The organism is Methanomethylovorans sp., assembly GCF_041447285.1.
Taxonomy (GTDB): domain Archaea; phylum Halobacteriota; class Methanosarcinia; order Methanosarcinales; family Methanosarcinaceae; genus Methanomethylovorans.
Genome location: NZ_JBGMEB010000014.1, coordinates 87,449 through 109,905, shown reverse-complemented (window position 1 = coordinate 109,905; position 22,457 = coordinate 87,449). Strand labels below are relative to the sequence as shown.

Below are 22,457 nucleotides of genomic sequence, written 5' to 3'. Positions count from 1 at the left end.
AATGTCCATTGTAAAAGACGCACCAAGGACATCAACTACCATTGTGATTAGATCCGACTCTAATACAAGGATCACCCATTCAAGAGATCCGTATTATAGCTTGATGAGGCGTTTGTTCCAGGAAGAAACTACAGCCATACGAGGGCAGAAGTTTCTTCTGATGATAGAAGAAAGACAGAAGAGTGGTAACCCTCTTAAATCAAATGAATGGAAAGAGATCATGGAACAGCTTGGAGTTGATCGCGGTTCCTTTTATTCCATGCGTAATAAGTTATTAGGAGCTGGCCTGATCTCTAATCGTAACCGAGAATACCGCCTTTCTGGCCAATTCAGTAAAGACCTGCTGGATATGGCAAGATGGTGGTGGACAGCGGTTCTTAATGAAAATCCCGATAGCCTGTAATCAAGCGATACATTAATATACGAAATCTACAATTAAGGAGATGCATTCACTGCAGCCCGGTAGTGTAGTGGTCAATCATGCAGGACTCTGGATCCCGCAACCTCGGTTCGAATCCGTGCCGGGCTACTAAATATTATATTGCAGTCCTAAACAGTTACTGCTTTTTTACTCTATCTCCACATCCAATTTTTTAGCGTCTAAGGATTTGCCCCAAAGACATTATTTTGCATGTTCTTACATTTTGAAATCCATTTATGGTTTTCTTACCCAAAATCTACCATCTTTTGACTTCTCTTTGTCATTTATAATATGTTGTTCAAAGAATTGCCCCTAAAAATAGTATAATTGTTCTGAATAAGGTCGACTTCTTTTTTATGTTTTCTAATCCCAGTAATTTCAAATATAAAAATATAGTAAAAACGCCAACAGTAGATTGCAATAAGTACATTTATATGAGATATTGTATAATGATATTTTCCTCTTGGTCGTTTGAAAAGGGATGAATATGAGTAGGATGAATATCAGATATTACAGAGCTCAACGCGAGCTTAACGAGTCTGGGGATATTATGACGGATGAACACAAGGAAGCTTTCCTGAAATTATGTCATGCCATAGTACGAGTTAGAAATGGAGTAACAGATGATATACTGGAAGCTTTTAAAAAATTGCCATATCAGTGTGAGGATAGATGTATAACTGATATGACACACCTCAATAATAGTTTGACCAGTTTGATTTCTATCGATGATAGCGAATTGCACAGAGAAATCCATCCGATTGGAAGTAACAGAGGCTTTTGAAAAGAACTTTTGTCTTAACTTTTCTCCACTCACCTAACAAAGCCAACTTGTGTTTCTAGATCATCTGAATGATATCTAAAGTTAGAATGAGCCTTAATAATAAATTGTTACAGCGTGGACATTTCTTAAGAGTTACCGCTTCTTATCTTCATCTAAAGTCCACATTTCTCATAAGTTATGAAGGACACTTTGATTACTCATAGGTGTTCGATCCATAGCTATGTTTATCCGCAGTGGGGCTTCAGAATCTCCATGGAGAGGACGTATAACCAACCATTGATTAAGGTGATCTGTTGACAATATAAGTGGTATCCCCTTTGCTGGCGTTGTCTTGTTGGCTTTTCCGACCTCGGAGAGATAGATAATAGCACCTTACTGGTTGAAATTCACGTGCTTTATTCTGCAGGATACCAGAGCTTCTGCAAGGATACCGGAATCAGCAAGACAGCTATCAATGCCTTTTCCCCAGGATGTCTACAGGCCCCATGAGACGTTCAAATTCAGCCTGTGTAAGAAGATCAGATAATTGCACAGGTGTCTCTATGTCCTTCAATTGAAGCCTCTGAACCCACCCCAGGGGCTCGCCGGATATCACCACACGAAAGAATCCAAAAATGAGAAGAATAAAGGGTGCCAAGTGGTAGAACTCAATCTTATACCTTTACAAGAGTCATTGAATGCTTGCACATTTGAACAGCATTTTACTAGTATCATTGTCATTATCCACAAAAAATCTTTCGAAAAAATAGACGAGCCTTTATAAACTAAAACACTGTGGAGTGAATAAACCATATTTTATGGAGAAAGGGCTTACAGAAACTTGACTGTTTAGTAGATTGATCAGATAGGAAGGAGGTAAAACTGATCAGACTATAGACCCCAAACAAGTTTTTCTGCAAGCCTTTGTATAATCATAATTTTTGGAAAGTTCGTTTTTGTTTTTGGGAATAAAAAGTAAGGGTTTGAAGTGAAACCCTTACATATTGTATTTAGAGACCGTAGTTCTCTGGCTTGAAGACCTTTATTTCGGCCTTGTACTTGTCCATGCAGTCGCTCATGAACTTATCTGCGTCTGCAGTGAGTGCTTCCAGTTCGCCCTTTGCCTTCTGCAATGCATTGATCTCGAACCTTGTCATTTCAAGGCCTTCTGCGGAGGTCAGCAGGTTGCAGCATTCCAGAGCAGCGTTCTTTGCACGGAGGTACAGGTCGTTACCGTCCTTTACAATTGCCTGACCGACCTTGTATGCGTTGTCGTATGCAAGTATGTAGGACTGTGGGTCTCTGTACTTGTCAGATGCTACCAGCAGATCCCTGAGAATCTTCTCGTTTCCGGACTTGAGTGCAACGTTCATCAATGCGCAGTCGTAGCTGAGTGTCTCAGACCAGCACTGGACTGTGGTACCACCGAATTCAGAGTGGTATTCAACAGACTCATTAGACCAGAGGTCACAGCACTGCATGATGAGGTTACCCATTACATCAGAGTGAGCACAGGTAGAGGTCTTGCCTTCAAAGGCCATTGGCATACCAGTGATTGCCTTTACGAAGATGTTCTCGTATCCGCAGTCTTTTCCTGGACCTACTGCACCGGCTTCATATCCGGAGAGTGTCCTTGCTCCTGCCAGGCTCCTTGCGATGATTGCAAGAGTGTGTGCCAGGTTCTTGTCGAGAAGTCCACCTGCAATGAACATTGCAGTGTTTGCCTGTGCACAGTCGGTGTCACCAGCTGAAACAACGTTCTTCTTCTGGGCTACCTTTGTGATATCCTGCCAGAGGTATTCCATGTCCATGCTGCCCAATACACCAATTGCGTAGAGCATGCCGCCAATGTCGTTCCTCAGAATTGCATAGTCAAATATTTCCTTTCCACCCATTGACTCAATGGATAACAGGTCTGCTCCGCCTTCTGCAACAGCTTCGAATGATTCCATAACGACAGAGTACTTGTCTCCCCGGAGGTCCATGTAGTCCTTGTTCTCTCTGATGTCACCAGGGGTGTGCCTCAGTGCGGACTTCAGGCCATATTCCTCATAGTACTCTTCCATGATAGTCTTCTGAGCGTGTGCGACCTCGCCACCCCATGTAGGATTGTTGGTCATCTGCTGCACGTGTTCTGTTTCGAGTACTACTGCAGGGAAACCTACCTGGACCATTCTCTGAAGAATGTCTTTTGTAATTCTCTGGTACTCGTTGACCAGTTTCTCTTTAGAAGCTCCTGCCTCTGGTCTTGGTGCGTAGTTAACTTCAGCAATAGTGCATCCTGCACCGATCTCTACTCCAAGTCCTGCCTTTACCGGATATTTTGAACGACCAAATACCATCTCATCTGCATTTGCATAAGCCATCTGTGTGTATCTTTTTACTGCCATTTTTTTCACCTCGTTTAGTGTTTGTGGAACATTGCCCTAAGCTTGTCTACGCCAGCACCGGTCAGGATTGCATCTGCCATCTTTGGTGCATCTGCTGCTTCTTCACCATAGACACCGAGTGTATATGTTGAAACGAAGTCCTGGTTAACTGCTCCGCCACCGCATGCGAATGGGATCTTGAATCCTGCTTCAAGGAGCTGGTCGTTAACCTCTTTGAATGCATACATGGTGGTTGTCATCAATGCAGTACCGGTTACCATTATTGGTTTGTGTGCCTTAACTGCTGCAAGTACTTCTGCTGCTGGCACATCTCTTCCGAGGTCGATTACTTCATAACCGTTTGCTCGCAGGAGTGCGGCAACGATTGACTTACCGATGTCGTGGACATCTCCTTCTGCTACGTGGACAACGATCTTGCCCTTTGACTCTGGAGACTCACCAGACTTCTCTTTACAGTACTCGATACCATCGAGCATTGCATCTGCAGACATCATAACGTTTGGCAGGAAGATTATACCCTGGTCATACAGGTTTGTTACTACACCCATACCAACCATCAGGGCATCATCAATAAGGGAAATAGGACTCTTTCCAGCTGCAATGGCCTTCTCGAGACCTGCAATTACATCATCTTCTTCACCTTCAAAAATTGCTTCAGCAATTGGGCGAATGAGAGCATCCTTTGGATACAGCTCTGCTGCAGCATCTTCTGGGGTCATTGATTTTTCCATTTTTACGTTGTATCTTACTAATATATCCTTGTAGTCTATTTTTAGCATACTACACTTCCTTCAATTTATTATTAAGGCTTGAATAAGCCTTGATCCAATCTACCTTAGAGGTCTTTCGACCTAATCATGCAACTCTTCCGCACGTATATAAACTTTTGCTTTTGCTAGATACAATATATAAAGATTTCGACATGACCATATACAATTTACCTGAAAAAACACAGAAAAAAGAAGTCAATTGATTGCGTTTATTTTCTTGACCCTGATAATATATAAGAGATATATCCATTTATGTGTAACAATGATTATATATTATCAACTAGAATCCTCTATACTATACAAGTATAAAAAGATATTTACAATAAATTGTATTGAAAATTAATTGGAAGTCACATTAACACCTACCAATTGCGTTTTTTTGTGTAACTTTTAGTTAGAATTAAATGTAGACTAAGAAGTATCAACATGTTTAAGTACTAGTAATGTTCTAGGCATTAAGACATACTAAAAAAGAACAGAGATTAGTTCAACATAACATCTTATAACTAAATAATATCTAGAATTCCATAGAAAAAATAACTCTATCTGCGAACTAATCATCTCAAATAAAAAAGTAGATATATTAAAGAAATGTATGAATCAAGCAAAATATTGTCTGCGCGAGGAGCCCAGCGTGCGATTAGTGTCTGTGGAATTTATCTCTTAGTTCTTCCACACCAGCACCTTTCAGGATCTCATCAGCTATCTTTGGGGCATCTGCCGCATCCTCACAATAAACTCCAAGTTCATAGCCAAATACAAAATCCTGTTTTACAGCTCCTCCACCACATATAAAGGGAATACTAATATTGTTCTCAAGCAAGAGGTTATTGATTTCTTTAAATGAATACATGGTAGTTGTCATTAAAGCTGTTCCAGAAAGCATGATAGGTTTTTCTTTCTTGACGGCAGTGATCACTTCGCTAACCAGCACGTCACTTCCAAGATCTATGACTTCATAACCATTCGCACGCAGAAGAACAGTGACTATCTTCTTGCCAATATCATGCATATCTCCTTCTACAACAAAAGACACTACCTTTCCTTTGAACTCATGAGTTGAATTAGATTTCTGCTTGCAGTATTCAATTCCATCTGTCATTGCATGTGCAGATATGATAACATCTGGAAGGAAAAGAATGCCATCATCATAGAGTTCAGATACAATACTCATACCTGGCATCAGAGCATCATCAATGAGGGATAAAGGATCCCTTCCAGCATTGATTGCATCCTCCAATGCATTGATTACATCATCCTCATCACCTTCAAAAACAGCCTCAACTATCGGCCTTATCACCACGTCTTCTGGATATAGCTCTCTTGCCACCTCTTCGGGACTTAACTCCTTTTCAGCCTTTACATTATATCTTACCAGAATCCCAGATGGATTAATGTTTATCATGTCAATTCCTTCGTCCTGTTTTTACAAAGCCTTAGTTTTTAGTTATTTTCCCGTCCAAGGCAAATAAGAGCTGAATTTCCATCCCATGCTCCCCGGCTGATCTTTATCTCTGCAGGTATCAGCTCTCCATCATATGATTCAAACGGGATCTTCACTATAGATTTTTTTCCGGCTAATATTTCAGCAAGTAAAGTGGCTACCTCTATAGCTCTTTTCTGTGGATGCAGGTTAACTATATTCAGACCAAGTAATTCTTCATGAGAATATCCCAGACGTTTACAGAGGAAACTATTCGTGTGCAATATACAGCCATTAGTATCAAGCACATATAGAAAATCCTCTATATTGTCAAATAGATCCTGCAGGTTGTTTATGTCTTTTTGCACATGGACCTGTTCCCTTATGCGCCCTATAGAAGGACCCGCTTGAGAAGCAATACTCTCAAGTACACTTCGAGTATTGTGAGAAATAGCATATTCTGTATGGGATGCCAACATAAAAACTGCTACAACATTGCCTTCGTATTTGAGAGGCAATATAGCAGTCGCCTCGAGCCCTTCAAAACTAACATCTTTCTCAGAAGTCATGGAGCTTATCTCAGAATAGAGCTTATAGATCGGATATTGCGTTTTAAGTATCCTAGCATGTAAAGAATTTGCAGAATATTGGCGGATACTGTTCACGAACTTAAATGAAAGGTCTTTATAAGCAACTAAGTTTAGATCGCCTGTAGTTTCATCTACAAGATATAATGCACCACAATCAATCCCTTTAACCTGTGTGATAAGCTCAAGGAACTGCTGAAATAGTTCTTTTATGTCAGCCGTAGGAGTGAACAAGGTACCTAGTTCTGAGCCTATTCGCATAAAATTATTGGCGTTTTTACGTTCTGTTACATCAACTATTATACCATGAATATATTCTATCCTGCCTTCTGCATCCCTTTTAATAACAGAGCGTTCATCTATCCATCGAATTTCACCTGATCTTGTGAGGACACGATACTCAAGAGAAATATTTTTTTCTCCCTCTTGAATACACCTTAGAGTTTCATTATTCATTTTCTCAAGATCATAAGGATGAACCATATCACTGTAAAGCATTTTACCTGAAATAAACTCCTTTGCAGTGTATCCAAACTGAGAAATGTTTTCGGATACAAACTCTACAGGCCAGTTCTCATAAGGCTTCCAGAAGAAAACAATTGCAGGACTGCTCTCAATAACGTTTTCAAGAACCTTTTGAACTTCAATTAGCTTGAGAAGTTCTCTTTCTCTGTTCTTCTGCTCTGTAATATCTCTGATTATAGCCATGTAAGCTGGTTTCCCTTCATGTTCTATTATGGAGGAGCTAATTTCTATAGGAATTTTTTGACCAGTTTTTGAAAGAAGCTCTATTTCATATTTAGGAGGTGTTAATTGCCTTTTTTCCATCTTCCTTTTAAACTTGCCAGTGATCATCCGACGGTATTCGATTGTCAGGAAACTTGCAAATGGCTTACCAATAGCTTCCGTACGAGTATAACCAATTATCTCAATAAATTTATTATTGGCAAATACCAGCTGATCATTCTGTAATATTACAATCCCATCATTACTCTTCTCCACAAGAGTGGAATATTTCTTCTCAGAATCTTTAAGTTCCATCTCTGCTTTTTTACGTTCCGCTATATCCCTTATAGCTATCATTACAGCTGGACCATTTTCATAATAGATGAAAGAAAGACTAATTTCAGCAGGAAAAGTAGACCCGTCCTTTCTAATAAAATCCACTTCATAATTGCGCTTTATACTGCGCTCATCCCTTAATGCTTTACTATAACGTTTTAAAAGCATACGCCTGAAATCAATAGGAACGTACTCAAGCAATGAAGTATTGATGATATCCTCTTTGTTGTAACCCGTAAATTCAAGGAACTTGGAATTAGTGAATCTTAGAGATTCTCCCTGTATTATAATTATGCCATCATTCCCTTGTTCCACAAGGGCAGAATATTTTGCCTCTGATGCCTTCAGTTCCATAGAAGATTTTTTGCTTTCGGTGACATCTTCAACAGCAAGTAAGATCATTTTATCTTTACCATTGAAAGTATCCATTGTTCTGGAATTGACACGCAACACCCGGTGTCCTATCTTCTTGAAATCCTGCTCTATTTCAAGATCATTGAACTCTGTACTGCCTTCTAAAAGTGTTATCATACTATTTTTCAGAGCCGGAATATTCCACTGTCCGTTTTCAATATCGTATAAAAACCGATCTTCAGTTTCTAATGGGTTTGCTCTAAACAACCTGTAGAATGAAAGATTTGCAAATATGATTTTAAAATTAGTATCAAGAACTAACAGAGCTTCTCTTACAGTATTTACAACACTCTTCAGATAACCATTTTGTGGCTGCAAGAACAATTCTGCCCTTTTACTTTCCGTGATGTCTACAATTGTTCCATTCAATTGTTTAAGGAAACCTTGTTCATCGTATTGCGCATGAACAAATTTTGCAATCCAGCGCACATTACCTTTACTATCCAGTATTCTATATTCCAAAAAAAGACATGGTACATCCTCTTGATCCCATTGTTGGATCAGAGCCTTCAGTTTATCTTTATCATCCGGATGCACTATGTCCGAATAACTAAGGTCTCCTGAAATAAATTCATCTGGTGCGTACCCAAGTTGCTCTATGTTCTCTGAAACTGAAACTACTGGCCAATTATCCTCGTTTTTCCACGAGAAAGTAAATACAACGTTATTGCAAAATGTAGTTCCAAGCTTTTGGGTCAAGTCCATTTTTGCACCTGCAATTTCAAACATGAATACTATTTTTAAGTACGGATATACCCGCTTTCACTTACAATGCCTCTCAACTGATGGTAATGTAGGTATTGAATACATACATTGGTATTAATCAAGCTATTGACTATAATTAAAAAGGTCTGTTAGTTCAAAAGAGAATATTAAATACAATGATTATACATTATATATTAGCTCGCATCTAAGAGTAGTACTTCCTTCCTTCGATCCAATCTACTAAGGAGTATTTCGAAGGTGTGAGCTACGATTTTCTTATTATTACTCATGCACATTTATATATATAAAGACAAATAATATTCTGTTTTAGTAAACAATATACTGTACAAATAGTCCTGAAATACTGAATCCTTGTCAGAATATCAGGGTCTTACCTACCGTACAGATAGTTGATGAGAGTTACATAAAAATCTTCCAAGGAGTGGTTTTAATGGATTCTTCGGGAACTGCTGTCAAAAGTAAAAAGAACTTAATAATAATCGGAGTTGTTGTATTAGTATTTATATTACTTACAACTGTAGCTGCAAGTGGACTAGTAAATATTCCTATATTAACCCATGCACTAGGTACAGATGAAGCTAAAGATCTGGGTGTTGAAGTTGATCCAGTTCTTTTTGATCAAATGGTAGAAGAAAATGGCATAACTCTTAAATCACCGGTTTCCGAATACCAACTTACAAACAATATACAGTATTCTGACCCGGCACCACTAGATATCACACTTTCCAGTTCTCAATTGAGCTCATACCTGCAGGCTACTAATAACGAAGGTGCTATTAAACAGATACAGGTCAAATTGGGTGATGACAACGAAGCAGAAATGTCAGCTTATGTTGACCTTAAAGATTACGGATATGACTTCAAAGGACCTGTATATGTTTCAGGACGCTTTGAGAAATCCAGTGATTCCACTGTCAGCATAGACATAGATGAAGCAAAAGTAGGCATGCTGCCTATGCCAGATGGAAGTGCTGACAAAGGTGAGCAAGCTTTTGAGGCCCTGATCAATTCAAATCTTGCAAAGATGCCGGGCCTGAATATAGAAACTCTTGAAATTCAAGATGGCCAGCTTCATTTCGATGGGGAATTCCCAAAGACAATGGAAGTTGTTTGATTCAAGATATCCTGGCCGGGAATAGTAGCCTAATCCAGATATCTGGGTTAGGCCAGACTTTTTTTTCATCGATTGGCATTATAGTGGAAAAAATTATTACAAAAATCGCACTCAGGTTATCGAAAATGGAAAGGCTTAATATATTTGGTTGTGTTTAAAGTGAGTATGATACCAACAAAAGCTTTTATGGTCAAAGGCGCTGGTGTTCATAAAGACAAACTCGCATCTTTTGAATTAGCCTTAAGGAATGCAGGCATTGAGAAATTTAATCTCGTATCTGTTTCAAGTATATTACCTCCTAATTGTAAAATCGTAAAAAAGGAAGAAGGTCTTCCTGAACTCAAGCCAGGAGCTATAGTTCATTGTGTTCTGGCAAGAAATGAAACAAATGAACCTGAACGTCTGACAGCTGCTGCAATTGGTACTGCCATCCCTGTGGCTGCAGAGGAACAATATGGATACATTTCAGAACATCACTCTTTTGGAGAAGATGAGATTACCGCCGGAGAATATGCAGAAGATCTGGCTGCAACCATGTTGGCAACTACATTAGGTATTGAATTTAATGTAGAGTCTGCATGGCACGAGCGTGAACAGGTTTACAAAGCAAGTGGCCATATTTTTGACTCACTCCATATCTGTCAGTGTGCAAAAGGTGATAAAGAAGGAAAATGGACTACAGTAGTAGCAGCAATGGTGTTTATTATACCATAACCCTTGATTTTATTATTTATTATTCTCATTACACAGTTGCCTTATCACATTTACTTTCTTTGAATAGAGATTTATAGTCCTTGCTTACTATAAGATTTGATGCGTTCACATTTCCATGATTTTGTCAGCAGGAACCGATGGAACCTATTATTTGCTTTTAGTGTCTTAATTTTTGCACTTCTCATAGGTTATTCCATTGAACAAAATAGAGATAATACAATCAAAAGCATGGAATCAAATACAGAAATGCAATCCATGCAGATAAGTTTGAACCTTGAGGATGAACTTGATGAAGTTACACAAGAACTTCTTACAATATATGATATCCAAACAAGTTCACCACCACTGAGCCAATATGAATTCTTAATCAAAACAGAACCATTACTCAAAGAGAACGCATTTCTTTCTTCTATATACTTTATCGATACTGAGAATCAGCAATTATTCAAAGTACCGATCAATAGTAGTATTCCAGCAGCATATGGTGATAATAATTCACAATTTGAAATAGCTTTGCTAATAGCAAAACACAACGAAAAACCATATCTTTCCGCACCATATGAAATTGCACCTGGAAGCTATTGCTATTCATTATTAGTACCCTATGGAAATAATTCATTTTTTCAACTTAGCTTTACTTTAGATGATTTTTTTACAGAACAATCAACTATTGGGAATGATAGCAATATCCTGTTTAAGTTAATGGATAACCAAAGAGTTGTATATATATCTCCAGATTATGAATCCCAGTTTATAACAGCAGAAGAATTTCTTACAACTGCATCTCTTAAAATATATAACCGAGAAATGCTTCTTAGGGCTTTACCATCAAATTCTATGCTAAGTCCCCACATAAAATTATGGGAAACTCTTGGGCATGGGAGCATCTATTTAATCTTATTGATTTTAGCAATCATAATAATGTTCCAAATGTTCTATATAAGTGAACGAAAAGAACATGAACACAAACTGGAAATATCTGAAGCTAAATTCAGATCAATATTTAATAATGTTAATGATGCCATTTATATTACTGACCTTAAAGGTAATTTTCTTGAAGTTAATAAAGTAACATGCGATACTCTAAGCTATTCTAAAGATGAACTCCTTAAAATGCAGCGTTGGGAAATCATGCTTCACCATTCACCCCAACAAATGGATAAGAAAATCAATGCTGTTTTCAAACAGAATGAATTCTTTTCAGAATCCGTACATGTCAGTCGTGATGGAACTCTTATCCCTGTGGAATTAAGTAGCCGGAATATAAATTATGAAGGTAAGGATGCTATTATTAGCATTGCAAGAGATCTTTCAGAAAGCAAGAGGGCTGAAATGTTGCTCGAGTCGAATAATGAGCTCAGGCAATTGACTAGAATGAAAGACCTTTTCACTGATATACTCAGGCATGATCTTCTCGGCCCTGCATCTGTAATAAAAGGTTATACTGAGATCCTACTTGAAACTACTGAGGACTCCCAAAAAAAAGAATTGCTTGATAAGATATTACAAAGTGATCTTAAACTCATTGAATTGATAGATAATGCTGCCAAGCTTGCTAAATTTGAGAGCATCGAGGAGCTTGATTTTAAGATAGCTGATCTTTATCCTCTGTTAATCTCGGTGATAAACAACTACCAGGTACAATTTAAGGCAAAGAACATTTCTCTGAAGCTGCCAATTAAACAGGAATATAATGCTCTGATAAATCCTATTATTGCGGAAGTATTCTCCAATATTCTGTCAAACGCCATCAAATATAGTCCTTCTAACAGCGAGATCGATATAAAAGTCGAAGATGAGGACAACAATTGGAAAATACTTGTAATAGATTCCGGAGAAGGTGTACAAGTAAGCGACAGGGAGCAGATATTTGATCGATTCAGCAGAGCACACAAGGGTGGAGTCAAAGGGAGTGGCCTAGGGTTAGCTATTGCAAAAAGAATAATTGATTTGCATGGCGGAAGCATCGGAGTGAATGACAATCCAGCAGGAAAAGGTAGTGCATTTTGGTTCTCCATCAGCAAAAAAGAGAAATGATCATTACTATTCATCTTTCTTCTTTTTCTTGTCCTGCTGCTCAATATCAGGATCTGGAGAACCTGCACACCAGGCATCGATCTCTATATCAGCTATACTTTTTGAATCAGAAGATTTTGGAGGCAGATCGCACCAGGCATCGATTTCTTCTTCCAGTATAGGAACTTTTATGTCTTTTTCCTTTTTTGATACCTTTTTGGTTTTTCCATTAGTGGACATGGTTTTACCCCATATGATTAGTCGGAAAAAGATTGATTTTTCCTTATTTAAGGATAATGTCTGTTGCAATAATTAATATTTGTTTTACAAATCGATAGGTAACTATATATACAATAACACGGTAGTTGCATTCTGCCCTATAAAAGGAGGGGTATTACATGAGAGAAAAAACAGAATCAATAAAAGAAACCTCAATGCTTAAACTGAAGCCTGTACTACATGGATTCATATTGAATAAACAAGATCATCTTCTCTCAAAAGGGAAAGTATTTAAAAACATTTTATACTACTACTGAAAAAATAGTTTAAAAATCAAGTGGCAATTTCCTATTGTCACATCTAACCCTTTTAATTCACTTTTATACATTCCATATTAACAGAGCGCGCGGAAGAAACTAAAAACAGGGATAATCCTACGTGCCCTGCTTTACTTCTTCACGATACCAATTAATGTGTCGTTATAGATGACATATATAAGGAAATGTGTTAACATACAAGAAGAAAAGTAAAATAATTTGCTTTAATTGCACTTGGAAATGTATTTACATAGTTTCTTTTAATTCTGTATTATGACTGAAAAGAACAGGAAAATAGTTTATATTGCCACTAGCCTTGATGGTTTTATCTCAAGGAAGAACGGTGATATTGACTGGCTGGAAGAAGATCCTTCTTATGATTACTACCCGGAATTCATCAAAAATGTCGAAGTCATTTTGATGGGAGCCGCTACTTATGAAAAGGTTATGTCGTTTGGAATCGACTGGCCCTATCCTGAAAAAAGGTCTTATGTGCTCACCCATAAAAAAGTCCATTCCGAAGAAAAGAACATTGAGTTTACAGATGAGGACATGAGTTCATTCATGAATAGGATCCAAGCTGAAACCAAAGGCAACATCTGGATCATGGGTGGAAGTAATTTAGTGAACTAACACTCAGCTAAAGACTAAGTGGCTTCTCACTTCACAGATGACCATCGGCATCTCCATGAGCTTCAAATCAGGCAGCTCCTGCCTTACTGAGTTATGTCCATTCGTTCTTTTCGGCTTTACATGAATACGAACTTGGAACATTGGATTAATTCAAGACCAGTTATCGCCTTATGGTGAACTCAATCGTAACAGCCGATTGGTTATCGCAAGCTGTAATGTAATTTAAAGAAAGATAGAATAGTATATAGATGTTATGATGGAAAGTGTACGCTTATATCCCCTGAGCTAAAGACTCAGGGGTTTTACGCTGCTTTCTATAAATCAATTCCTTAAGAAAGGCTTAGTGGATGAGATCATAGTAGGTATCCTGCCAATAGTCCTGGGAGGAGGAATTCCATTGTTCACCGAGCAGGATGACATAAAACTGGAACTGACTAAAGTCAGTTCATATGAAAAGGGAATGGTGCAAATACATTACAATGTTATTGGATTACATTTGTATAAAACTCTAGAGAACATAAAATAAGCTCTATATATCCCTTTTTAAAACTGCTGTATTTTCTATTCCTAGGATCTTTACGGTGAAAATGTAAAGTAAGGGCCCAGAATAAATATTATATCCTTAAACAATACTGATTATTGTTTAAGATGTTGTATTTGATTCATTGTGGGTTAACAGTACTCTTCTCCCGAATCTACCAAGTAGTACTGAATATAATAATCTACCTTAACAGTTTGATGCATTAAACAGAAAGTAACTTTTTATTAAGTAGTCTATATTTAACTAAGCTTGAAACAGAGGAAAGTGAGAAATGGCTCAAATTGGCAAAATCTACTTAGGGGGACGTGAAGGGAAAAATAATAGCAAAGAGATTTTTTATAGTGGTATAGCTTTTCAACTAAATTTGGACAGCCAAATAGATATATTATATTCATTCGATAATGGCAATTTGGAAGTTGAAATGAGAAAAGGGCAAAATTCAATTGTAGCACGATGCAAGCAAGTTTTGTCAGACGAAGAAATATTAAAAAATGGTTTTGAGTATTGTCAAAAATCGTTAGATATACTTTCCTTACAAAATCACATTCATATGCACACGCTTCAACCTGTAGATGAACACACACTTGTAATAAACTACAATGGACAATATTCCTTACGAAGGGTTGGAATTTTAGAATTTTGCCCTCAAATAGGGGTTAATATTATACAAAAAGACAAAGATGGAAATGTAATACCATTACAGAAGCAACCTCAATTAAGTTGGGAACCTGCTTTCAGATTTTATCGTCTATCACAAATGAGTTCTGATTTATATGAAGCATACAGAAATCTGTTCTTAGCCTTTGAGTCCACACTGAATCAAATATGTCCAAAAAATAATGATGAATCTGAAACAAAATGGTTTAAACGAGCATTAAACTTTATTAGCATAAAAATTGATCTTTTAACAATAGTTCCATTTGGAACAAAAGATCCTGTTGCCTTTCTTGTAGGTACACAATACGAAAACGTTAGATGCTCGCTATTTCATTCTAAAAACAAGATAATGTTACCCCATGAGAATCTCAATCCAAAAGTAATCTCTGAAGCATATACAATACTTCTTCGGTTATGGAGAGAAATAAACGGAGTTTATTTCGATATTAGTAACTCAGGTAGTGTAATGACGTATACTGGGTTCAAATTAATCATGGATGGATTGTTCAAAGAAAGTTTTAAACTACAATTTACAGATGATATCACTCCACCTAATAGTAATGATACTCTTGTAAGTCCAAAAAATCATCCTCTTTTTTCCCTTTCGAATTTAAGCTACGACAATAATAGTAAACCAGATAAAATAATTCTCAAAGGTGAAATTACTCTGGAAAAGCTTAGTAAAAGGATGTTAATTCATAGAATTGCAATATTAACTAAAAATACATTGTTCAGTATAGATTATATCAAAGATAGCTTGTCCACTGAAGGAATTGATGTATTTGAAACTTGTCAATCGGTTCATTTAATCAACAAAAAAACACCAATAACAATGTTTTGAGGAAAACGTACATTTGAAATACTCCAGTTAAGAGTTTAAGGAAAGTGTAACCTTACAAATTTTTGCTGTCTTTTCCCATCAAAAAAGTAATAGGAAAATATTCCTCATGAAAGGAATATGTGCTGAAAAGTCTTGTATAAAATTAAATAGAACAAAAGAAGGTATGCCTCTTAAGCATACGATCTTACTTCTCAACAAATCTCTTGTACAGCCTGGCCTGGAAACCGTGGTACTTGGCAAAACCCTCGGCGTCCTTCTGGTCGATGGAAGAAGTGTTGAAGGATACAAGGTCTTCGGAGTACAGGGCGTATGGTGATGTACGTGCCAGCAGTGTAACGCTGCCTTTGTAGAGCTTCACTGTGACAGTACCTGTGACCCGCTCCTGGGTCTTGTCGATGAAAGCGTTCAGGTCGTGGTATAGGGGTTCGTCCACAAGACCGGAATAGGCAAGCTCAGACCACTGTTCGTCCACGATCTTCTTGAACTTCAGCTCAAGCCTGGTAAGCACCAGCTTCTCCAGGTCCCTGTGGGCTGTGAGCAATACAGTGGCTGCAGGGTGTTCATAATTCTCCCTGGCTTTAAGTCCCAGCACACGGTCCTCGATCATGTCAGTGCGTCCCACGCCATGAGAGCCTGCGATCTCGTTGAGCTGTTCGATAAGCTCCACGCCGCCAAGTTTCTTACCGTCCAGGGATACAGGCACGCCGTTCTCAAAGCCGATAACAACATTCTGAGCCTCAGGTGCCTTCTCAGGGGATACGGTCCACTGATAGATCTCCTCAGGAGGGATGAATCCGGGATCTTCCAGTTTGCCACCCTCGATACTGCGACTCCAGATGTTCTCATCAACACTCCACGGCTTGGCGGTGGTAGCTGCCACGGGAATACCATGCTTCTTTGCATAGTCGATCTCCCACTCACGTGTTAGGTTCATATCCCTCATTGGTGCCACGACATCCATGCTGGTGAGCCTGAACACAGCCTCGAACCTAAGCTGGTCGTTACCCTTGCCAGTACAGCCATGCGCAAGTGCCACTGCACCTTCTTTCTCCGCAACTTCCACGACTTTACGTGCAATGAGCGGACGGGCTACGGAAGTACCCATCACATAACCCTCATAGTCACCATTGGCTTTGATAAGAGGGAAAATGTAATCCTTCACAAATTCCGCTTTAGCATCAATGGTGTAATGTCCGTCACTTATCTTCTTTGCCTTTTGTTCAGCCTCTTGAACTTCATTTTTTGGCTGTCCAACATCCACGGACACTGTGATGACCTTATCGTAACCGTATTCTTCCTTGAGTATGGGGATGCATACGGATGTATCCAATCCCCCTGAATAAGCGAGCACTACTTTCTTTGACATGATATCCTTCCTCAGAATATACTCGAAATATAAGACAAGAAAAGTAAAAAAGGGTATCCTTAATTAAGGATATCCTTGTGGTATTCGTTGATGGACTTGGTGATGATCTCACCGGCTTTCATAGATTCAATGGCTCTGGCCGCAGCAATTGCTGCCTGGATGGTGGTGATGTACGGTATCTTGAAGTCCACGGCAGCCCTGCGAATCCTGTAACCATCCTTACGAGCCTGTTTGTTGATAGGCGTATTGATTACAAGGGACACCTCGTTTCTGCGCATCATATCGATGACATTGGGGCTTCCCTCACGCACCTTCTTGATGATATCCATCTTAATTCCATGCTCTGCAAGGTACTCCGCAGTACCGTCAGTGCCTATGAGCTCAATTCCGGCATTTTTCAGCTTACGGGCAACTTCCACAAGCTGCACCCTATCAGCCCCCCGGATGGACATGAAAACCTTTCCACTAAGAGGCAATAGGTTATCTGCGCTAAGCTGCGCCTTGAAGAAAGCACGGCCGTAGTCATAGTCTATGCCCATGACCTCACCGGTACTCTTCATCTCAGGACCCAGCACCGGATCTGCACCCGGCAGCTTGTCGAAAGGCAACAGTACTTCCTTAACAGATACATGGTTCACCTGGGGTTCCTTATCAAGTGAATAACCCATGTCTTTCAAGGAATGACCCATAATAACCTTTGCAGCTATCTTCGCAAGCGGAAGTCCCACTGCCTTAGAAACAAAGGGCACAGTCCTGCTTGAGCGAGGATTTGCTTCCAGGACATAAACAGTACCGTTCTGTTTTGCCATCTGGATGTTGAGCAATCCCTTCACGTTCAATGCCAGTGCGATCTTACGTGTGTAGTCCCTGACAGTTTCCAGGGTTTCCTCATCAAATGACTGAGGCGGGATCACACAGGCAGAGTCACCGGAATGCACACCTGCTTCCTCAATGTGCTCCATAATAGCACCTATGAGCACATCCTTGCCATCACATACAGCATCAACATCGATCTCTAAAGCGCTCTCCAGGAAATCATCAATGAGGATCGGATGTTGCGGAGATACCCTGACAGCCTCGCGCATGTACCTTTCAAGATCGTTCTGGTCGTACACTATCTCCATAGCCCTGCCGCCCAATACGTATGAAGGCCTGACAAGTACAGGATATCCAATACGTGCAGCAACCTCAAACGCCCCTTTCTGAGAAGTTGCATAACCCGCTTCCGGCTGGTTGATCCCCAGCTTCTTCATCATTAAGTTGAATTTTTCCCTATCCTCTGCAACATCCATGTCTGCAGGGGAAGTGCCCATGATAACGGTTGGGATATCAGTGCGCCTCTTGAGCTCTTTTTCCAGGGGTATTGCGAGATTCACAGAGGTCTGGCCGCCAAACTGCACCAGCACTCCATCAGGCTTCTCCCTCTCGATGACGTTCATAACATCCTCAAGGGTCAGAGGCTCAAAGAAGAGCTTGTCAGAAGTATCATAGTCAGTAGATACAGTTTCAGGGTTGTTGTTTATGATATGAGCTTCTATGCCTTCTTCCCTGATGGCTGTCACAGCATGTACTGTACAGTAGTCGAATTCGATACCCTGACCGATCCTGATGGGACCTGCACCCAGGATAAGGACCTTCTTCTTGTCAGAGGGATTTGTCTCGCACATCTGCTCGTAGCATGAGTAATAATAAGGAGTTGCAGCCGCGAACTCTGCAGCACAGGTGTCTACCATCTTATAAGTGGCAACGATACCTGCATTACGCCTTAGATCATTGATCTCTACCCGGGTCTTGTCGGTAAGCTCGCCAATGCGCTCGTCAATGAAGCCCATACGCTTGCTTTTCCTGAGAAGGTCTATGGACAGATCGCCCTTAGAAGCAGCTTCCTTAAGAGCATTTTCCATCTCAATGATGTTTCTGATCTTCCTGAGGAAGAAAGGATCAATAGCTGTAAGTTCTGTAACCTCTTCCACTGAGAAAACTGTGGCAAGAGCTTTGTATATAACAAAGAGCCTTTCGCTTGTGGGAGTCTTCAGAAGTGCCGGGATCTCATTATCATTCCAGTCACCTTTACCAAGACACATGTCAATATCCAGTGACCTTATAGCTTTGAGCAATGACTCTTCAATGGTCCTGCCGATGGCCATTACCTCTCCGGTACTCTTCATGGCAGTGGTCAAAGTTTTATCTGCTGTCACAAACTTATCGAATGGCCAGCGTGGGATCTTTGTCACAATGTAGTCAATGGTGGGTTCAAAGGATGCAGGGGTTTTCTTGGTAACATCGTTGAGGATCTCATCCAGCGCCATGCCTATAGCTATCTTTGCAGTGACCCTTGCTATTGGGTAGCCTGTTGCCTTGGATGCAAGAGCAGATGAACGGGATACACGAGGATTGACCTCTACTATTCTATATTCCCCATCCTTCACAGCGAACTGTATGTTACAGCCACCTTCAATTCCCAATGCACGGATGATCTTAATGGCTGCTGTCCTGAGCATCTGATGGTCTTCATCGTTAAGTGTCTGAGAAGGTGTGACTACAATGGATTCTCCGGTGTGTATACCCATTGGATCGAGGTTCTCCATGTTACATATTACGATACAAGTATCGTTGGCATCCCTCATGACCTCGTACTCAAATTCCTTCCAGCCCAGCACACTTTCCTCTATAAGCACTTGGCTGATACGGCTGCGACGAAGTCCCCTTTCAGTGATTTCCAATAGTTCATCGCGGGAATGGGCTATACCGCCTCCGGCACCTCCCAGCGTGTAAGCTGGCCTTATAATTAGAGGCAAACCTAGCTCATCAATGAGCCCTTCTGCTTCTGCAAGTGTGGACACTGCCTTGCTGCGAGGTACTTTTTCTCCGATGCTCTCCATTGTTTCCTTAAAGAGTTCACGATCCTCGGTATTTTTAATGGCCTGAAGAGGTGTACCCAAAAGTTTTACTCCAAACTTTTCAAAGACTCCCATCTCAGCAAGCTCACTGGTAATGTTAAGACCGGTCTGGCCGCCTATACCTGCAATAATACCATCAGGCCTTTCCTTTTCAATGATCTTTGCTACGGTCTTGGGATCAAGAGGCTCTATATAGACTGCATCTGCCATCTCAGGATCTGTCATAATAGTAGCCGGATTGGAGTTGACAAGCACCACCTGCAGCCCCTCTTCCTTGAGGGACCTGCATGCCTGGCTACCTGAAAAGTCAAATTCTGCTGCCTGTCCGATGGTGATAGGACCTGAGCCTATAAGCAACACTTTCTTAATATCTGTCCTCTTTGGCATTATTGCTCACCTTCCAGGAGCTTGAGCACTTTACCGAAGAATATCGTTTCTGTATCCATGGGACCCGGATGTGCATCTGGATGATACTGCACGCTGAACATGTCAAGATACTTGTGAGCTATACCTTCCACAGTTTTATCATTGGCATTGACCTGAGTAACGACCACATCTTCGGACTCAAATGAATCACCATTCACCGCAAACCCATGGTTCTGAGAAGTTATGTGTACTATACCTGTCTCGAAATCCTTGACCGGCTGATTTGCTCCCCTGTGTCCGAACTTCAGCTTGTAGGTCTCAGCACCCAGAGCCAGGGATAAGATCTGATGTCCCAGGCATATTCCCACAATGGGCATTGTTCCGGCAAACTTCTTTACCGCCTCTACCGCATTCTTTGCCTGCTGAGGGTCCCCTGGACCATTGGAGAGGAAAAGCATGTCAGGTTCGTATGATTCTATCATTGAGGTACTTGCATTTGCAGGCACCACAGTAATGTCAATGCCCCTCTTGAGCAGACTGGTGGTGATGCTGCGCTTCATACCCATATCCATTAGCACAACATGTTTTGGATTGTAAGGATCTCTCAGGGGACTTTCCAGCCTGTAAGGAGTCTTGCAGGTTACCATTGATATGTAGTCCAATTCAGATATGTGGGGCTGTTTCCTTGCAAGCCTCACAGCTTCTTCCCCATCATCACTGCCATTTATCAGAGCTGCACGCAGTGTACCATATTCACGCGTCTTTATTGTAAGCATACGCGTGTCCACTCCAGCTATGCCGGGCTTACCCTCATCCTCCATAAGCTGGAAAATTGTACGTTTAGATTTATAATGAGAAGGCTCCGGGCAGGATTCCCTCACCACAAGACCTTCTGCCTTAACTCCGTCAGATTCAAAACAATTGTTACTAACACCGTAATTACCGATAAGTGGATAAGTGAACATCAAGATCTGCCCTTTATACGAAGGGTCAGAAAGTGCCTCCTCATAACCTGTATATTGAGTAGTAAAAACCAGTTCTCCAGAAACTATGCCTTCAGCACCGAACCCGGTGCCTTGTATAACTGTTCCATCTTCTAATCCTAATACTGCATTCATCGTAAGAACCTGGGTATACATGAAGTGAATAGGCTATAAGTATTGCGATGTAATGTAACATCCGAATGATACCAGTATATATACCTTTCTGCCACATCCCTCAATAGAATCAACAGAGAAAATGAAAAAAGAGATTTTTAATACCTTTTGTGGCCGATATCATCACAAATACAGATACATCCGACCTGCCGCACCTTCATAATCTCTCATATAAGATGGGATTTTTTTGGAATATATACTATCTATTAGGCTATCTACAGAACCGACTCTTTACCTTTTCAAAATATCCTCAATAACACTGCTCCCCAAATAACCAATAGTAGTACCTAATAATATCGCTCCCTGGAAATTATAAATTTCGCCGAAGGGTTGAATTAAAATGGCTAAAACTGCACCAATAAATCCCCATAACAATGGCCTCCATCCTGATATACCGCTGCTAATTAGTTTTTTCAAATCATTTTCTTTTGTCAATATTTTTAAAATACTTCCTAACAGGCCTCCAATGATACAAGCTGGAAGTAGTGACAAATATGAAGAAACAACTAATATCTCAAAAGGATAAGTATCGCTTTGAATGGTCCCATTATATCCATAATTTATGTTAAAATACAATTTGTGTTTTCCCGGTGATGCACCAACTGCAAATGTTTTAAAAAAATCAACAGATAAAAGATTATTCCTAATTAGAGTAGGACGTGCAATAAAACTATATGTTTGACTGCTATGCGGTCCCAAATTAATTGGAATGGTAGGAGAACTTTGTATTTCGAAATAAGCAGGAACAATTAAACTTAAATTTCCTGTAATAATAGCGTCATATGGATTACTTATAGTTATAAAAATCGAAAACTCTCGTCCTTTTTGTATTTGCTCTGATATAGAGATACCCTTATCAATAAGTAATTCTGTATTATTACCAGAAGCTAAGGGTGACAATAATATAAGTAAGGTCAAAAAGATAAATAAAATTGAATATTTACTTATCGACAATAATTAATCCCCCCAACAACTTTTTTGTTAGATTCATTTTCTTCTGTCATTGATGATTCACTCTCCTCATTACTCAGCCGTCAATCCCGAAACACAAGAGTCATAC

19 protein-coding genes and 1 tRNA gene are annotated in these 22,457 nt (G+C 39.8%); 10 read left to right on the top strand and 10 right to left on the bottom strand.

All coding sequences use genetic code 11. The features are described from left to right. Position 1 precedes the first annotated feature (1 nt). From ACC612_RS08975 to ACC612_RS08965, 3 genes are all read left to right on the top strand, one after another. A complete protein-coding gene (locus tag ACC612_RS08975) occupies positions 2 to 403 on the top strand; it encodes a hypothetical protein (protein WP_371854187.1) in 402 nt (133 codons plus the stop codon). 53 nt (positions 404 to 456) lie between these two features. Beyond that, a tRNA-Gln gene (locus ACC612_RS08970) sits at positions 457 to 529 on the top strand. A gap of 379 nt (positions 530 to 908) precedes the next feature. Further along, entirely contained in the window at positions 909 to 1,205 is a 297-nt protein-coding gene (locus ACC612_RS08965; RefSeq protein WP_371854186.1) for a hypothetical protein, read from the top strand. A 451-nt stretch (positions 1,206 to 1,656) separates the two neighbouring features. Here ACC612_RS08965 and ACC612_RS08960 read toward each other — a convergent pair whose 3' ends face one another. From ACC612_RS08960 to ACC612_RS08940, 5 genes are all read right to left on the bottom strand, one after another. After that, the gene (locus tag ACC612_RS08960; protein ID WP_371854185.1) at positions 1,657 to 1,842 is read right to left on the bottom strand and encodes a hypothetical protein; all 186 of its coding nucleotides are present in this window, start codon (positions 1,840 to 1,842) and stop codon (positions 1,657 to 1,659) included. A gap of 352 nt (positions 1,843 to 2,194) precedes the next feature. Next, on the bottom strand, positions 2,195 to 3,574 hold the full coding sequence (mtaB, locus tag ACC612_RS08955) for a methanol--corrinoid protein co-methyltransferase MtaB (RefSeq protein ID WP_371854184.1): 1,380 nt from the start codon (positions 3,572 to 3,574) through the stop codon (positions 2,195 to 2,197). A gap of 14 nt (positions 3,575 to 3,588) precedes the next feature. Further along, entirely contained in the window at positions 3,589 to 4,353 is a 765-nt protein-coding gene (gene mtaC, locus ACC612_RS08950; protein ID WP_371854183.1) for a methanol--corrinoid protein MtaC, read from the bottom strand. A 631-nt stretch (positions 4,354 to 4,984) separates the two neighbouring features. Further along, entirely contained in the window at positions 4,985 to 5,749 is a 765-nt protein-coding gene (gene mtaC / locus ACC612_RS08945; RefSeq protein WP_371854182.1) for a methanol--corrinoid protein MtaC, read from the bottom strand. Between the two features lie 38 nt (positions 5,750 to 5,787). Beyond that, positions 5,788 to 8,559, bottom strand: coding sequence for a PAS domain S-box protein (locus ACC612_RS08940; RefSeq protein WP_371854181.1), 2,772 nt, complete (start codon positions 8,557 to 8,559; stop codon positions 5,788 to 5,790). Positions 8,560 to 8,986: 427 nt separating this feature from the next. On the opposite strand from ACC612_RS08940, the gene ACC612_RS08935 reads away from it, so the two are divergent. The 3 genes from ACC612_RS08935 to ACC612_RS08925 all read left to right on the top strand — a co-directional run bounded on the left by ACC612_RS08935 (position 8,987) and on the right by ACC612_RS08925 (position 12,421). Then, positions 8,987 to 9,670 carry a hypothetical protein gene (locus tag ACC612_RS08935; protein WP_371854180.1) on the top strand — a complete coding sequence of 228 codons (684 nt, stop codon included), beginning with the start codon at positions 8,987 to 8,989 and terminating at the stop codon, positions 9,668 to 9,670. 165 nt (positions 9,671 to 9,835) lie between these two features. Then, the gene (locus ACC612_RS08930; protein WP_371854179.1) at positions 9,836 to 10,384 is read left to right on the top strand and encodes a pyruvoyl-dependent arginine decarboxylase; all 549 of its coding nucleotides are present in this window, start codon (positions 9,836 to 9,838) and stop codon (positions 10,382 to 10,384) included. A 228-nt stretch (positions 10,385 to 10,612) separates the two neighbouring features. After that, entirely contained in the window at positions 10,613 to 12,421 is a 1,809-nt protein-coding gene (locus ACC612_RS08925; protein WP_371854178.1) for an ATP-binding protein, read from the top strand. Positions 12,422 to 12,427: 6 nt separating this feature from the next. Here the strand turns inward: ACC612_RS08925 and ACC612_RS08920 are convergent, their stop codons facing one another. Beyond that, positions 12,428 to 12,640: a hypothetical protein gene (locus ACC612_RS08920; RefSeq protein ID WP_371854177.1), complete on the bottom strand. Its 213-nt coding sequence runs from the start codon at positions 12,638 to 12,640 to the stop codon at positions 12,428 to 12,430. Positions 12,641 to 12,798: 158 nt separating this feature from the next. Between ACC612_RS08920 and ACC612_RS08915 the strand changes: the two genes are divergently transcribed. From ACC612_RS08915 to ACC612_RS08900, 4 genes are all read left to right on the top strand, one after another. After that, positions 12,799 to 12,936 (top strand): hypothetical protein, encoded by a 138-nt coding sequence (locus tag ACC612_RS08915; protein ID WP_371854176.1) that lies wholly within the window; start codon positions 12,799 to 12,801, stop codon positions 12,934 to 12,936. 273 nt (positions 12,937 to 13,209) lie between these two features. Beyond that, positions 13,210 to 13,569: a dihydrofolate reductase family protein gene (locus ACC612_RS08910; RefSeq protein ID WP_371854175.1), complete on the top strand. Its 360-nt coding sequence runs from the start codon at positions 13,210 to 13,212 to the stop codon at positions 13,567 to 13,569. Positions 13,570 to 13,876: 307 nt separating this feature from the next. Then, positions 13,877 to 14,095, top strand: coding sequence for a dihydrofolate reductase family protein (locus ACC612_RS08905; protein WP_371854228.1), 219 nt, complete (start codon positions 13,877 to 13,879; stop codon positions 14,093 to 14,095). A 286-nt stretch (positions 14,096 to 14,381) separates the two neighbouring features. Then, positions 14,382 to 15,608: a hypothetical protein gene (locus ACC612_RS08900; protein WP_371854174.1), complete on the top strand. Its 1,227-nt coding sequence runs from the start codon at positions 14,382 to 14,384 to the stop codon at positions 15,606 to 15,608. A 184-nt stretch (positions 15,609 to 15,792) separates the two neighbouring features. Here the strand turns inward: ACC612_RS08900 and ACC612_RS08895 are convergent, their stop codons facing one another. From ACC612_RS08895 to ACC612_RS08880, 4 genes are all read right to left on the bottom strand, one after another. Continuing rightward, positions 15,793 to 16,974 (bottom strand): argininosuccinate synthase, encoded by a 1,182-nt coding sequence (locus ACC612_RS08895; protein ID WP_371854173.1) that lies wholly within the window; start codon positions 16,972 to 16,974, stop codon positions 15,793 to 15,795. 59 nt (positions 16,975 to 17,033) lie between these two features. Further along, positions 17,034 to 20,261 (bottom strand): carbamoyl-phosphate synthase large subunit, encoded by a 3,228-nt coding sequence (gene carB, locus ACC612_RS08890; RefSeq protein ID WP_371854172.1) that lies wholly within the window; start codon positions 20,259 to 20,261, stop codon positions 17,034 to 17,036. Continuing rightward, positions 20,261 to 21,358 (bottom strand): glutamine-hydrolyzing carbamoyl-phosphate synthase small subunit, encoded by a 1,098-nt coding sequence (gene carA, locus ACC612_RS08885; RefSeq protein WP_371854171.1) that lies wholly within the window; start codon positions 21,356 to 21,358, stop codon positions 20,261 to 20,263. The genes carB and carA overlap by 1 nt, the downstream gene beginning before the upstream one ends. A gap of 270 nt (positions 21,359 to 21,628) precedes the next feature. Beyond that, on the bottom strand, positions 21,629 to 22,351 hold the full coding sequence (locus ACC612_RS08880) for a hypothetical protein (protein WP_371854170.1): 723 nt from the start codon (positions 22,349 to 22,351) through the stop codon (positions 21,629 to 21,631). Positions 22,352 to 22,457: the final 106 nt, after the last annotated feature.

Coding starts and splice junctions, on each gene's coding strand:
- ACC612_RS08915 (WP_371854176.1), top strand. CDS start 12,799: ATGAGAGAAAAAACAGAATCAATAAAAGAAACCTCAATGCTTAAACTG.
- ACC612_RS08920 (WP_371854177.1), bottom strand. CDS start 12,640: ATGTCCACTAATGGAAAAACCAAAAAGGTATCAAAAAAGGAAAAAGAC.
- ACC612_RS08900 (WP_371854174.1), top strand. CDS start 14,382: ATGGCTCAAATTGGCAAAATCTACTTAGGGGGACGTGAAGGGAAAAAT.
- ACC612_RS08930 (WP_371854179.1), top strand. CDS start 9,836: ATGATACCAACAAAAGCTTTTATGGTCAAAGGCGCTGGTGTTCATAAA.
- carB (WP_371854172.1), bottom strand. CDS start 20,261: ATGCCAAAGAGGACAGATATTAAGAAAGTGTTGCTTATAGGCTCAGGT.
- carA (WP_371854171.1), bottom strand. CDS start 21,358: ATGAATGCAGTATTAGGATTAGAAGATGGAACAGTTATACAAGGCACC.
- ACC612_RS08975 (WP_371854187.1), top strand. CDS start 2: ATGTCCATTGTAAAAGACGCACCAAGGACATCAACTACCATTGTGATT.
- ACC612_RS08925 (WP_371854178.1), top strand. CDS start 10,613: ATGGAATCAAATACAGAAATGCAATCCATGCAGATAAGTTTGAACCTT.
- ACC612_RS08895 (WP_371854173.1), bottom strand. CDS start 16,974: ATGTCAAAGAAAGTAGTGCTCGCTTATTCAGGGGGATTGGATACATCC.
- ACC612_RS08965 (WP_371854186.1), top strand. CDS start 909: ATGAGTAGGATGAATATCAGATATTACAGAGCTCAACGCGAGCTTAAC.
- mtaC (WP_371854183.1), bottom strand. CDS start 4,353: ATGCTAAAAATAGACTACAAGGATATATTAGTAAGATACAACGTAAAA.
- mtaC (WP_371854182.1), bottom strand. CDS start 5,749: ATGATAAACATTAATCCATCTGGGATTCTGGTAAGATATAATGTAAAG.
- ACC612_RS08935 (WP_371854180.1), top strand. CDS start 8,987: ATGGATTCTTCGGGAACTGCTGTCAAAAGTAAAAAGAACTTAATAATA.
- ACC612_RS08940 (WP_371854181.1), bottom strand. CDS start 8,559: ATGTTTGAAATTGCAGGTGCAAAAATGGACTTGACCCAAAAGCTTGGA.
- mtaB (WP_371854184.1), bottom strand. CDS start 3,574: ATGGCAGTAAAAAGATACACACAGATGGCTTATGCAAATGCAGATGAG.
- ACC612_RS08910 (WP_371854175.1), top strand. CDS start 13,210: ATGACTGAAAAGAACAGGAAAATAGTTTATATTGCCACTAGCCTTGAT.